At 45.2% G+C, this 13,165-nt stretch carries 12 protein-coding genes; 2 read left to right on the forward strand and 10 right to left on the reverse strand.

Annotated elements, in window-relative coordinates; all coding sequences use genetic code 11:
• Positions 1–170 precede the first annotated feature (170 nt).
• On the reverse strand, positions 171–563 hold the full coding sequence (gene rpsI / locus NQ541_RS10325) for a 30S ribosomal protein S9 (protein WP_005609865.1): 393 nt from the start codon (positions 561–563) through the stop codon (positions 171–173).
• A gap of 26 nt (positions 564–589) precedes the next feature.
• On the reverse strand, positions 590–1,018 hold the full coding sequence (gene rplM / locus NQ541_RS10330; RefSeq protein WP_005609864.1) for a 50S ribosomal protein L13: 429 nt from the start codon (positions 1,016–1,018) through the stop codon (positions 590–592).
• Positions 1,019–1,340: 322 nt separating this feature from the next.
• Between rplM and NQ541_RS10335 the strand changes: the two genes are divergently transcribed.
• A complete protein-coding gene (locus tag NQ541_RS10335) occupies positions 1,341–2,669 on the forward strand; it encodes an alpha-amylase family glycosyl hydrolase (RefSeq protein WP_023920884.1) in 1,329 nt (442 codons plus the stop codon).
• 136 nt (positions 2,670–2,805) lie between these two features.
• On the opposite strand, the gene nudC is transcribed toward NQ541_RS10335, so the two are convergent.
• Entirely contained in the window at positions 2,806–3,642 is an 837-nt protein-coding gene (gene nudC / locus NQ541_RS10340) for an NAD(+) diphosphatase (protein WP_005609861.1), read from the reverse strand.
• Positions 3,639–4,142: a zinc ribbon domain-containing protein gene (locus tag NQ541_RS10345; protein ID WP_023920883.1), complete on the reverse strand. Its 504-nt coding sequence runs from the start codon at positions 4,140–4,142 to the stop codon at positions 3,639–3,641. The genes nudC and NQ541_RS10345 overlap by 4 nt, the downstream gene beginning before the upstream one ends.
• A gap of 273 nt (positions 4,143–4,415) precedes the next feature.
• Between NQ541_RS10345 and NQ541_RS10350 the strand changes: the two genes are divergently transcribed.
• Complete coding sequence (locus NQ541_RS10350) at positions 4,416–6,122, forward strand: S8 family peptidase (RefSeq protein ID WP_023920882.1); 1,707 nt, start codon at positions 4,416–4,418, stop codon at positions 6,120–6,122.
• Between the two features lie 53 nt (positions 6,123–6,175).
• Here NQ541_RS10350 and NQ541_RS10355 read toward each other — a convergent pair whose 3' ends face one another.
• From NQ541_RS10355 to NQ541_RS10380, 6 genes are all read right to left on the reverse strand, one after another.
• Entirely contained in the window at positions 6,176–7,435 is a 1,260-nt protein-coding gene (locus NQ541_RS10355; RefSeq protein WP_023920881.1) for a cation:proton antiporter, read from the reverse strand.
• Positions 7,399–7,542, reverse strand: coding sequence for a hypothetical protein (locus NQ541_RS10360; RefSeq protein ID WP_005609853.1), 144 nt, complete (start codon positions 7,540–7,542; stop codon positions 7,399–7,401). Before NQ541_RS10360 ends, NQ541_RS10355 begins: the two co-directional genes overlap by 37 nt.
• Positions 7,535–9,007, reverse strand: coding sequence for an ATP-dependent Clp protease ATP-binding subunit ClpX (gene clpX, locus NQ541_RS10365; RefSeq protein ID WP_005609852.1), 1,473 nt, complete (start codon positions 9,005–9,007; stop codon positions 7,535–7,537). Before clpX ends, NQ541_RS10360 begins: the two co-directional genes overlap by 8 nt.
• A gap of 203 nt (positions 9,008–9,210) precedes the next feature.
• The gene (ligA, locus tag NQ541_RS10370) at positions 9,211–11,199 is read right to left on the reverse strand and encodes an NAD-dependent DNA ligase LigA (RefSeq protein ID WP_005609848.1); all 1,989 of its coding nucleotides are present in this window, start codon (positions 11,197–11,199) and stop codon (positions 9,211–9,213) included.
• On the reverse strand, positions 11,180–11,980 hold the full coding sequence (rluF, locus tag NQ541_RS10375) for a 23S rRNA pseudouridine(2604) synthase RluF (protein ID WP_005609846.1): 801 nt from the start codon (positions 11,978–11,980) through the stop codon (positions 11,180–11,182). Before rluF ends, ligA begins: the two co-directional genes overlap by 20 nt.
• Positions 11,973–13,127 (reverse strand): DHHW family protein, encoded by a 1,155-nt coding sequence (locus NQ541_RS10380; protein ID WP_005609844.1) that lies wholly within the window; start codon positions 13,125–13,127, stop codon positions 11,973–11,975. The genes rluF and NQ541_RS10380 overlap by 8 nt, the downstream gene beginning before the upstream one ends.
• Positions 13,128–13,165: the final 38 nt, after the last annotated feature.

Genomic DNA, 13,165 nt, shown 5'->3' on the forward strand with positions numbered 1-13,165 from the left:
GCCTCTCAGATTATCTTGACAGCCGCCATGGTCTTTCCACAATCTTGCCAGGATCTTTCCAACGGCTTGTGCCAGCACAGACTCCGGTTCGTTGCCTGCGTATATAAAAACTCCTCAGAACAATCTCGTTCTGAGGAGTAAATAAATCTCGTTCTGAATAGTAAAGCAGATTAACGCTTGCTGAACTGCGGAGCGCGACGAGCTGCTTTGAGACCTGGTTTCTTACGTTCTTTCATACGTGGGTCACGAGTCAGGTAACCTGCGGATTTAAGAACCGGTCTATAATCAGCATCAGCCTCAAGGAGTGCTCTGGCGATTCCATGACGGATAGCTCCTGCCTGTCCTGTATATCCGCCACCACATACATTGACGATGACATCAAACTTGTCAACAGTCTCTGTAGCCACGAGCGGCTGGCGAACAACAACTTTCAGAGTCTCGAGTCCGAGATACTCATCGATGTCTCTCTTATTAATAGTAATTTTTCCTGTTCCAGGTACAAGATATACTCTTGCGATCGATTTTTTTCTTCTTCCTGTTCCGTAATATTTTGCGTTAGCCACTGTTATTTCCTCCTTTCAACCTCTACCTAAAATGTAAGAACTTCCGGCTTCTGAGCCTGATTTGCATGCTCTGGGCCAGCGTAAACATGAAGCTTCTTGATCATGTCTCTTCCCATAGGTCCTTTCGGAAGCATTCCCTTAACAGCAAGCTCGATTACCTTCTCCGGCTTCTTTGCAAGAAGCTCAGCGAGTGTAGTCTCTCTCATTCCTCCAACATAATCGGAGTGATTATAATAAATCTTCTGCTGTAATTTCTTTCCTGTTACTTTTACTTTCTCAGCATTCACAACGATTACATAATCACCTGTATCGATGTGCGGTGTATATTCCGGTTTGTTCTTTCCTCTGAGCACCTTAGCAATCTCAGATGCAAGGCGTCCTAATGTAGCACCTTCAGCGTCAACCACATACCATTTTCTTTCAATCTTATCCGGGTTAGCCATATAAGTTTTCATGGGTGTTCCTCCTGTAAATAATTATCAATGTTCTTGCTTATTTATTTGAAATCAATATACTCCGGGGCTTTGGTGTATATCGTTTCTCCTTATGTCATGCTGTACTATTATAGACCTTTCCTCTCTGAATGTCAACATTTTTCTTCGTTCTTCTTCTCATTTTTCTGCTGATTTTTTTCTCCGTCATATCTCATTTTTATTTTCTTTTTATTTTCATTTTTATTCTACGTTGTTCAAATTTCCTCCAAATGCTATAATAAAAGACAGTAGCCTCACTGCATATTTCCAACGCAGTGAACTAAAGCAGAAAGAAGGTACATCTATGTGGGCTTATAATGAAACTTTTTATCAGATTTATCCGATCGGGTTTTGTGGGGCTCCCGTTCACAATGACGGAGTTCCCGCACACCGCATTTTAAAGATCGGGGACTGGGCGGAATATCTCGGAAATCTCGGCATCGGATCGATCATTCTCAATCCGATCTTTGAATCCGACAATCATGGATATGATACAAGAGATTTCCGCAAAATTGACTGCCGCCTCGGCACAAATGAAGATTTCAGTGAAGTATGTAAGAAACTTCATTCACAGAATGTCAAAGTAATCCTTGACGGTGTCTTCAACCATGTCGGACGCGGCTTCTGGGCATTCCGGGATGTCCAGGAAAAGAAATGGGACTCTCCTTATAAAGACTGGTTTCATATCAGTTTCGACGGAAACAGTTGTTATAATGATGGTTTCTGGTATGAAGGCTGGGAAGGTCATTTTGAACTGGTCAAGCTGAATCTTCAGAATCCGGCTGTTGTAGATTATCTGCTGGACTGTGTAAAGCTTTGGATCGAAGACTTCGGCATCGACGGACTCCGTCTGGATGTTGCCTATTGTCTGGATCATAATTTTATGAAACGCCTCCGCAGCTTCTGTGAATCGATCAAACCAGGGTTTGCACTGATCGGAGAAGTCCTCTTTGGTGACTACAATCTGATCGTCAATGATGAGATGCTTCACAGTTGCACGAATTATGAATGCTATAAGGGAATTTATTCCAGTTTCAACAGCATGAATCTGTTCGAGATCGCACATTCCCTGAACCGTCAGTTCGGACCGGAACAGTGGTGTATTTACCGCGGAAAGCATCTTATGACATTTGTGGATAATCATGATGTCACAAGAATCGCAAGCATTCTGACGAACAAGAACCACTTACCGTTATGTTACGGAATCCTCTTTGGAATGCCGGGAATCCCCTGTATTTATTATGGAAGTGAATGGGGTGAAGAAGGAGTGAAAGCTCCCGATAATGACTATGCTCTCCGCCCGTGCTTTGATGCCCCAAAGCCAAATGAACTGACCGACTTTATCTCCCGGCTGATCGAAGTAAGATGTGCCAGTGATGCTCTCTGCAACGGTTCTTACCGAAATGTTGTCATTACGAATCATCAGCTTATCTTTGAACGCCGCACAGAAACAGAACGCATCCTTGTTGCCATCAACGCTTCTGATTCTGACTTCACCGCAGGAAATGGAGAACTTCAGGGATCTTATATTGACCTGCTGAAGACCGGCGATTCATCAGAAACCGCTCCACAGACCCTGAACGGACAGCTTTCCATGCCGGCTTACAGTGTCCAGTATCTGAAAATGCTGTGATCGGCTTATCGCTCAGTCGCAAAAGACATCCGGTGTCGGACCTTTTTAAGGCTCTGTCCCGGATGTCTCTTTTTTATCTTTTATAACTCTTTTCTTATTCTTTTTGAGCTGCTCTTTCTTTCCTGCAATTCAGCAGCTATACTTCACCATTTTTAAATCGGATGATCATCTCATTGGTGATGCTGTCCCGCTCTGGCTCAACCGGGATCTCATCTCTTTGAAACCATTCTGCCATGGCAAGCTCTTCCCGATCCAGCGTAATGGCAGCTCCTCCATCTAAATCACAGTAAAATCCCATCAGAAGCGTATCAGTAAAAGACCAGGGCTGACTCTTATAATAACGGATATTCTTTACCTTAAGCCCTACTTCTTCCATGACTTCTCTCTGCACTGTCTCTTCCAGAGTCTCACCAATCTCCGTAAATCCCGCCAGCAATGCATACTTTTTATACGTTCTTCCGGCATACTTTGACATCAGGATCTTATCACCATCCGTCACTCCGATGATCACTGCCGGACAGATCTTCGGGAACTCCATATTATGGCAGGATTCACAATACAGCATTCTTTCCTTACTGTCTTTTTTCATTCTCCTGCCACATTTTCCACAGAACCTCCGGCTCTGATACCAGTTATGAAGCTGATATCCCGTAATCCCGGCAAATGCAAGGTACTGTGGCTCTGCATACCGGAAAATCTCTGTATTTTCCATTGTAAAATGCGACTGCCGCTCCCGGTTGATCTCCTCTACAAGATAATACCGTTCTCCGTCAATACTGAACAGATACACTGCATCTTCATAGATATCTTCATTCAGTCGCTCGATGTCCCGAAACTTAGGGAACTCGATCCGATCCGGGTATTTTCTCACAAGAGCCGCATGGTCTTCATAATACAGTGCATAAGACTCCCGGTCAGGCGGACACGGATGATACTGGTTATCAAATGTATGCTCTCCTATATCCTGGATCATGCCTCTTCTTCTGCTGCCTCCTGTGAACGGGCTGCATCTCCTTTCACTGCCTCCTCTTCAAATAAAGATGCTTCTTCTTCCCGGAGCGTTACATCCTCCGTATCATCTCCAGGCGTCTCTTCCTCATCCACTGTTACCGCCGGCATCTTTTCTCCACAATACGGGCAGAAGACCATCTCTTTTGCTACCATCTTTCCACAATTCGGGCATTTTCCTGCTCCTTTGATAGCTGAGATCTTCTCCTCAAATTCTGCAATGCTCTCTTCTCTTGAGCTGATCGCCTCGCACAATCCTTCTGCCTTCTCATCCAGAACTGCTCCACTCTTATACTGCTCATAGACTCCCCGTCCAAGTTCCAGCAGATCGACCGTATTCTCATGTGTAAGGCTTCTCACCTGCGATTTCAGTTTCTGCGTCTCGATTACCTCTCCGGCTTTATTTCCTACTATCGTCGCGGTCTCCCCGATATATTTTCCTAATTCTTCAAAAAAATCTTTCATCTTTTTTCTTCTCCTTTCCGTAACCATTCCGCCAATCTTCTCCTCTGACTGCTATTTTCATCACACCCATGGGCATTTCCTCTGACCATCTTTCTCATCACAGCCATGGATCATTGTCTCCGACTCCTGCTTTCCTGCGGTCATAAATTAAATTCATTATACCTCATTCTTTTCCTTTGTGAAGACTGACGGGCAAAAATTTATAGATCTTTTAGGGTTATAAAGAAATTCTTAAGTTCATATATTGACAGAAAAAGAGTCAGGAAATGTGCCATGCCAGATTTAGAAACCTGCCGCCGGAACATCCTTTCCGAAGATTACCGTGATTTTATCGAGAACCGGACTCGCACACCTCTTTTTAATGAACTTCTCCTTCAAAATCCCTGTGAACAGGATGCCGGTAGTGGATACACCTGCTATTATTTTCCAAAAGAATCCGTAGAACCAATCACGCTTTCCCGTTTTTCCTATAATTCTATCCCCCAGTGCTTTTCGCCCCTGAGTATGGAAACTCTGAACCAGGCAGGAATCCTTCCGGTTCAGAATTATCCTACGCTCCAGCTAAAAGGGCAGGGGGTATTGATCGGATTTTTGGACAGCGGTATTGATTATACAAGCCGCCTTTTCCGCAATCTTGACGGCTCGACAAGAATTGCCGCCATCTGGGATCAGACGATCCAGAGCGGAACGCCCCCGCAGGGATTTGCTTACGGAACGGAATATGCCCGGGAAACTATCAATGCCGCCCTTTCTTCTGAAGATCCTGCATCTCTTGTTCCTTCCGTTGATGACACCGGACACGGGACTTTTGTTGCCAGCCTCGCCGCAGGCGGTGCAGATATCTCCGAACAGTTTCTCGGAGCCGCCCCTGAATGTACCATTGCAATGGTAAAATTAAAAACTGCCAAGCAATATCTGAAGGAATACTATTGTATCGCCTCTGATGCTGTCTGCTATCAGGAAACGGACCTTCTGCTGGGAGTGAAATATCTGAATGACCTTGCATCCGCCCTTGATCTTCCGCTTGTCATGTGCATTACCGTCGGGACAAATATGGGCGGACACGTAGGGACTCTCCCCCTTCCCAGCCAGCTCGGGGCTTACAGTCTTGTAGCCAACCGGATCGCCGTCATCGGAACAGGAAATGAAGCCGACAAACGCCATCATTATTACAATACCATCCAGAATCTCAGCGACACCAAGACCGTTGAGATCCGGGTCGGGGAAAATGTCTCTGGCTTTATGCTGGAACTCTGGGTCATGATTCCCAACATTTTATCCATTTCCATCATTTCTCCCTCCGGTGAAAATACTTCCCGGATTTCCTTCCGCGGTGGCTCAAATGTTGAACTGGATTTTCTTTTTGAAAAAACAAAAGTTTATGTCGATTACCGGCTGATGGTGGAAAAGACCAATTCTGAACTTGTCTTTTTCCGGTTTAACACCCCTGCTGCCGGAATATGGAAGATCGTCGTCGAGCCGGTCCGCCTCATTGACGGACAGTTTCATATGTGGCTCCCCGTCACAGAATTTCTTGATGGAGAAGTCTATTTTCTCGAATCAGATCCCTATTACACCCTGACCAATCCGGCCAACGCACCAAGTCCCATCATCGTTTCCTATTATGACGGGAAAAATGGCGGACTCGCCCAGGCATCCGGCCGTGGATACACCCGCACTCAGTTTCAGAATCCTTCCATCACAGCTCCCGGTATCAATGTAAAAGGGGCATTACCGGGCGGACGCTTTACCGTTCGTTCCGGTTCCTGCATTTCCACAGCCATCACTGCCGGAGCTGTTGCACTTATGCTGGAATGGGAACTGGAACAGAAAAATATTACCGGTATTGATGTCTTTCAGATCAAAAGTCTGCTGATCCTCGGAGCAATCCGCCCGGATTTTCTCGAATACCCAAATCGTGAATGGGGATATGGCCAGTTAAACCTCTATAATACATTTGAAGCCATGAGACAGCTCTGACGCTGTCCCATGGCTTCTCTTTTTATGGACTATCACTCATCCCATATCCCGGATTACCGATTATCCTCACGGTTCTCATAATAACTCTTAACCCGTTCTGATTCCGGTACGATCTGCTCTGCTGCCGGAGCTGTTCCCGGTGCAAATACAACTTTCAGCATAATCGGTGTAATAATCGTTGTAATTACAACCACAACGATGATTGGTCCAAGCAGGGCAGAACTCATCAGACCCAGTGCCGCACCCTTGCTGGCAACGATCAGTGCAACCTCACCTCTTGAGATCATACCAACTCCGATCCTCTTTACCTGATAATTTTTATAACCACACACTTTTGCTCCAAGTCCGCATCCAATAATCTTTGTAATTACTGCAACGATTGTCAGAACTACTGCAAAGGCAATGATCGTCATAGACATTTTCGGCAGTTTTACCTTCAGTCCGATGCTTGCAAAGAACACCGGTGAAAGAAGCAGGTAAGACATTGTATCAAATTTAGACTCCAGATAAGTAGAACGCTGTACATTGGAAATAATAAGTCCTGCGATATACGCTCCCGTAATATCTGCAACTCCGAATACTTCTTCTGCCACAAATGCCATGATCAGACAGAATACAAATGCAATGATCGTATGGCGGTGAAGTTCTTTTTCCGCTTCATCAACCCATTTCTTATACATCTTGTAGAAGATCAGACCGATGATACCTGAAAATGCGAAGAATCCAACGATCTTCAGCAGAACGATTCCAAGACTTACAGAATCATCTGCCATACTCGTAACGATCGTCAGTGCAATGATTCCAAGGACATCATCAATGATCGCTGCACCGAGGATTGCATTTCCTGAACGGGTCTTCAGCTTTCCAAGTTCTTTCAGTGTCTCTACTGTAATACTTACCGATGTCGCCGTCAGAATGACTCCGATAAAGATATTCTGTAAAAAGACCGGGGAAGTCACATCGGACTCGATCGCACCCGGTTTATTGAAGAACCACGCAACCGCATAACCTCCTGCCAGCGGTACAAGTACTCCAAATAATGCAATGATAAAAGAAGCTTTTCCACTTGCCTTAAGCTCTTTGATATCTGTCTCCATACCTGCCGAGAACATCAGTACGATTACACCAATCTCGGCTACTTCATGGATAAATGAAGTTTCTGTTAATAATCCAAATCCTGCAGGTCCTAAAATAAGTCCTGCAAGCAATGCTCCTACAACCTGCGGCATCTGGACTCTCTTTGTCAGAAGACCCAGTACCTTTGTTGATAATAAAATTATTGCCAAATCCAGTAAGTATCTATAAGCATCCATTTTTTCCACTCTCTTCCGTTTTCTCTATTCGCTGTCATCTGATCCCATGGTTCTGCCATACTCATGGAATCCTCTTTTCTTGCAGTGTACCGGTCTTTATCAACCATTTAATGCCGGTACTTCCTGCCCCCGCAGACGGATGACCGGTCCGCCTGTTCCTTCAATATAAGCTCTGGTGATCGTCACCTCTCCGATATTATCATCTTTCGGAATCTCATACATGATATCCAGCATAAATTCCTCTATAATTGCACGAAGTGCTCTTGCTCCGGTATCTTTCTCCATCGCTTTTTCCGCAATCGCTTCCAATGCACTGTCATCAAAATCCAGTTTCACTTCATCCAGTGCCAGAAGCTTCTGGTACTGCTTCAGGATCGCATTCTTCGGCTCTCTTAAGATCTTCACCAGCATCTCTTTATCCAGTCCTTTCAGGGTAAAGATGATCGGAAGCCTTCCGAGAAACTCCGGGATCATGCCGAACTTACGCAGATCTTCTACCGTAACCTTTGACAGAAGATTCTCGTCATGTTCATATGTATCCTTCAGCTCTGAATTAAATCCCATGGACGTCTTCTTCTGAAGACGTTCTTTGATGATCTCTTCAATATCCGGGAATGCTCCTCCGCAGATGAACAGAATATTCTTTGTGTTCACTGTGGTCAGCGGAACCATTGCATTCTTGCTGTTCGCTCCCACAGGTACTTCTACCTCACTGCCTTCTAAGAGCTTCAGCATTCCCTGCTGTACGGATTCTCCGCTCACATCCCGCTGGCTGGAAGTCTTTTTCTTGGCGATCTTGTCAATCTCATCAATAAAAATAATTCCCTGTTCTGCACGTTCTACATCATTATCTGCTGCCGCAAGCAGCTTTGATACAACGCTCTCGATATCATCTCCGATATAACCGGCCTCTGTCAGGGAAGTCGCATCCGTGATCGCCAGCGGCACATCCAGCAATCTTGCCAGTGTCTTCACCAGATATGTCTTTCCACTTCCGGTCGGTCCGATCATCAGCATATTAGATTTTTCAATCTCAATATCATCCATCGTATTGGTTGCCACCCGCTTATAATGATTATAGACCGCCACTGCCATGGTCTTCTTTGCACGTTCCTGACCTACCACATACTCATCCAGTCTGGCCTTGATCTTATGCGGTGCAGGAATATTTTTAATATCCAGCTCCGGAAATTCCTTTGGTTTCTCTTTTTTCTTCTTGATCTTTTTTGCTTCTGGCTGCATTCCTTCCAAATCAGAAAGATTCAGAAACTGCACGCCCGGCATATTCATCATTTTTCCCAGATCCAGAGGACTGCTGCTCATCGCATCAAAGCTTCTCTGCATACAGTCCGGACACACCGTAATATGATTCGGAAGATCGATCATCTTCCCGGTCACACTCTCCGGTCTGTGACAGATAAAGCAGATCTTCTCGTAACCGTCATCATCCTCACGCTCCTTTTCAGCGTCTTTGACCACTTCCTTACGGGAATCCTCTGTCCGGTTCTCTTTTTCCTGTGGAATCTCAGAATCTTTTTCTTCGTCCACAATAACGAAATCCTGATCTGACATACGCTTTCCCTTTCTTCTCCTGTTTCATTTGCTTCCTGCGTCCCGTCGTATCCTGCCTGAAAAATTCATAAATATCACAGCCAGAGGTCTCCAACCTCTGTTTCATTTTGCAGAATCCTGACGATCCGCAGTTCATTATAGTACAATCACTTCAAATATTCAAATAAATAAACTGTGAACTCTTACACAATTTTAACACCACACTACTGTTCCAGCATCCCGATCAACGTCTCTTCCGAAATGATCGGCACTCCAAGTTCTCTCGCCTTTTTGTTCTTTGAAGAAGTTGAATTTACATCATTATTAATCAGATAACCGGTCTTTGATGTCACACTGCCGGTTACCTTTCCTCCACGCTTCTCTATTTCCGCTTTTACCTCTGCCCGATTGGCAAAATGTTCCACACTTCCTGTGATCACGAAATTGATCCCCGAGAATTTCTGACTGTCCTCTGTCACAACCTCCTTCTGCAGCTCTACCTCGTCCAGCAGTCTGCGGTAGATCTCCCGATGCTTCGGATCAGCAAAATATTCTACATAGGTCTTTGCCATGATCCCGCCAATGCCCTGAATCTCTACCAGTTCTTCTTCGGTTGCCTCTTCCGCACGCTTTGGATCATCTCCGAATGCTTTACAGATGACCTTCGCATTGGCACTTCCGATATTCGGGATTCCAAGACTGTAGATCAGTCGTGCCAGCGTTGTCTTCCTTGCGTTTTCAATATTTCTGAGCAGCTTCTGATAAGATTTCTCTCCAAATCCATCCATGCTCTTAATTTCTTCCTCATACCGGTCCAGATGGAACAGATCCGTAAAATCTTTCACATACCCATGCAGAATGAATTTTTCCAGTGTCGCCTCTGAAAGTCCTTCGATATTCATCGCATCCCTGCTTACGAACAGGCTGAACGCTTTTACGTGCTTCGCCTGACATTCCGGGTTCGTGCAGAATAACGTCTTTGTCTCATTTTCCATGGAAATCTTTGTCGTACCACCACAGACCGGACAGACTGTCGGAATATCTTTTACACCGCTCCGTGTCAGATTCTCTGCGATCTGCGGAATGATCATGTTGGCCTTATACACCTGGATCGTATCACCGACTCCCAGTTCCAGCTCTTCCATAATACTGATATTATGCACACTGGCACGGCTGACCGTCGTTCCTTCCAGTTCTACTGGTTCAAAAACCGCAACCGGATTGATCAGTCCCGTTCTTGACGGACTCCACTCAATCTCAAGAAGCGTTGTCTCCCGAATCTCATCTGCCCATTTAAATGCAAAAGAATCTCTCGGAAACTTTGCGGTCGTTCCCAGTGACTGTCCATAGGCAATATCATCATAGACCAGTACCAGTCCGTCAGACGGGATTTCATTTTTCCCGATTGCCTTTGCAAACCATGCTACTTCCTCTTCGATTGTTTCTGCCGTCACAGGATGATGTTCCACCACATCAAATCCCTGCTCCTTCAGCCACTGCATCTGATACATTCTTGAATTATGAAAATCTACCTCTTCCGCACGCACCAGCGTAAATGCGAAAAACTTCACATTTCTTTTTGCGGTGATCTCATTATTCAACTGCCTCACAGAGCCACTGCACAGATTTCGCGGATTTTTATATTTTGCATCGACATCTTCGATCTTTTCATTGATCGCCTCAAAATCTTTATAGGAAATCACTGCCTCTCCACGCAGAACCAGCTCACCCTGGTACGGAATATGCAGCGGCACATTCTGAAAAACCTTTGCATTGTTCGTGATGACCTCTCCCTCGATTCCATTTCCTCTTGTGACCGCTTTGACCAGTTCTCCGCCCTGATACGTGAGAACAATGGTCAGTCCGTCCAGTTTCCAGGAAATCATCGCTTTCTTCGTGCCAAGAAATTCTTTCAGCCGCTCTACTTCCTTTGTCTTATCCAGTGACAGCATCGGCCGCTCATGGCGTTCTTTCGGCAGTCCACTGACCACCTCATAACCGACATTGACCGTCGGACTGTTCGCCATCTTTGTTCCCAGTTCTTTTTCCAGTTCTTCCAGTTCATCATAGAGCCTGTCATATTCATAGTTACTCATGATCTCTGTATTGTCCTGCTCGTATGCCTTTCTCGCCCGGTTCAGAAGTTCTACCAGTTCCCGCATCCGCTGCTGCTTACTTTTTCCCTGCTCCATTTTATTTTTTTCCTGCTCCATCTTTTCTCTCCTGCCTGCTTTCCCGTCCGCCCGGAAGACTGGAAGACTGCTCCAGTAACTGATCCAGCTCATTTAATTCCCGGTCTGTCAGCTTGCGGTATTTTCCCTCTTTCAGTCCGTCCAGCGTAATATTCATCACCCGGACCCTCAAAAGATCTTTTACCTCATACCCCAGTGCTTCACACATTCTGCGGATCTGACGGTTCAATCCCTGCGTCAATATGATCTTAAATGTATATTTCCCCAATTTCTCTACTTTACACGGTCTTGTCACCGTATCCAGGATTGCCACTCCCCGGGACATTTTCTTAAGGAAATCCTCTGTGATCTCATGATCCACCGTTACTTTGTATTCTTTCTCATGATAATTTGCCGCCCTCATGATCTTATTGATGATATCTCCATTATTCGTCATCAACAGCAGACCTCTGGAATCCTTGTCCAGCCTTCCGATATAAGTCACCCTCACCGGATAATTCAGGAAACGCACAATGCTGTCGCGTTCCCGCCTTTCTTCTGTGCAGACGATGCCTTTTGGCTTATTTACCGCAAGCACGATCATCTCATCCTGCCTTGATACGGTCTTATTTCCCACTTTGACCGTCTGTCCCGGATAAATCTTCATTCCCATTCCGGCACGCTTTCCGTCCACACTCACCTTTCCGGTCTCAATGAGGCGGTCTGCCTCCCTTCTGGAACACACTCCCGCCTCACTTAAATACTTATTCAGTCTTACCGGTTCTTTTTTCTGTATAAATTCTTCTCTGATCCGATTACTCACCCGTCAACACTCCACTTATATTATTATCTGTAAAAAATGTATTTCCACTGTAAAGGAACAGCACCTCTGAGATCCTGTAGGAACTGAGCAGTTCCTCGATCGTGCCACTATAATATCTCGGATCGACCACAACGATCTCCCGGTAATACGGTGTTAAAAACTGCACAAAGCAGTCTGCAAAAGAGTCCTTGATCAGAAGCAGTCTTTTGCTTTCTGTCGACACCGTCTTAATATCTACAACAGAAAAATCTCCTCCCAAAAAGACATCATACTGATCCTTTGTATCCAGCTTTGAAGAATCAAAAAGAGAAGTCGTCCTTTTTCCTTCATCTACATAATCTACGATCACATCTGTATCACTGTCACTCGGAACATAAATATCAACCTGCTCTTTCTCGCTCAGATAAACACCGCTTTTGGATGCCAGCATTCCGTTAAAATCATTGGAAACCGCATAAGATACATATTTCCCTGAAATGTCTCCCTCGATTCCCAGCGAAGGAGCTGCCTCCTGAAATGCATAAAAAGCCCCCAGGGAAGTCCAGTGATGATCCGTCTTATAATAAATCTTTTCATTCCGGTGCTTATTCAGGGCTGAGGCTGCATCGATCCATTCAACGGAACTTCCCAGTTCCTTCTTTACCATGCTTATGAGCTGTGTCTGATTCTCCACTTCTGCCATAGCCGGAAGCTTTGCTCCAAGAACCCCTGCCGCATCCGGTACAAGCATCATCCTCACCGGAAGATCCGTATTCGTCTCGGCAAAATTCTGAATGGATTTCAGATTGTCTGCCAGATATTCCTGGTTCGGCAGCTCGATCTCCTCCAGCAGTTGTCCGTCTTTTCCTATGTATACTCCATGTTCCTTGCTGACACCTGCCAGTCTGTCCACACCGACCTTGATCGTTCTCCAGAAATCTCTGCCGACAAACTGATCTGACATATACCGCTCAAACTTTTCCATATAATCGCCCGAAATCACATTTCCCCAGTTCCATTTCGGAGCAGATGCAAGCATTCTGTTCTCCTGCACTGACTTTTCTTTATCCGGTACAATGATATTGATCAAAAGAAATACAAACAATACCAAAATAAAAATTGTCCCTGTCACCCGCTCTAATGAGCCTCTCTGCTTCTTTTTCTTCATACTCTTTCACCTGAATCAGCCCTTTGGCTACGCATTTT

Source organism: [Ruminococcus] lactaris ATCC 29176 (assembly GCF_025152405.1).
Taxonomy (GTDB): Bacteria; Bacillota; Clostridia; order Lachnospirales; family Lachnospiraceae; genus Mediterraneibacter; species Mediterraneibacter lactaris.

What these genes read in the sequence shown, in the direction of transcription:
- NQ541_RS10360 (WP_005609853.1), bottom strand. Translation starts at nt 7,542, where the DNA reads ATGGTTGATAAAGACCGGTACACTGCAAGAAAAGAGGATTCCATGAGT.
- NQ541_RS10345 (WP_023920883.1), bottom strand. Translation starts at nt 4,142, where the DNA reads ATGAAAGATTTTTTTGAAGAATTAGGAAAATATATCGGGGAGACCGCG.
- nudC (WP_005609861.1), bottom strand. Translation starts at nt 3,642, where the DNA reads ATGATCCAGGATATAGGAGAGCATACATTTGATAACCAGTATCATCCG.
- ligA (WP_005609848.1), bottom strand. Translation starts at nt 11,199, where the DNA reads ATGGAGCAGGAAAAAAATAAAATGGAGCAGGGAAAAAGTAAGCAGCAG.
- NQ541_RS10350 (WP_023920882.1), top strand. Translation starts at nt 4,416, where the DNA reads ATGCCAGATTTAGAAACCTGCCGCCGGAACATCCTTTCCGAAGATTAC.
- NQ541_RS10335 (WP_023920884.1), top strand. Translation starts at nt 1,341, where the DNA reads ATGTGGGCTTATAATGAAACTTTTTATCAGATTTATCCGATCGGGTTT.
- clpX (WP_005609852.1), bottom strand. Translation starts at nt 9,007, where the DNA reads ATGTCAGATCAGGATTTCGTTATTGTGGACGAAGAAAAAGATTCTGAG.
- rplM (WP_005609864.1), bottom strand. Translation starts at nt 1,018, where the DNA reads ATGAAAACTTATATGGCTAACCCGGATAAGATTGAAAGAAAATGGTAT.
- NQ541_RS10355 (WP_023920881.1), bottom strand. Translation starts at nt 7,435, where the DNA reads ATGGATGCTTATAGATACTTACTGGATTTGGCAATAATTTTATTATCA.
- NQ541_RS10380 (WP_005609844.1), bottom strand. Translation starts at nt 13,127, where the DNA reads ATGAAGAAAAAGAAGCAGAGAGGCTCATTAGAGCGGGTGACAGGGACA.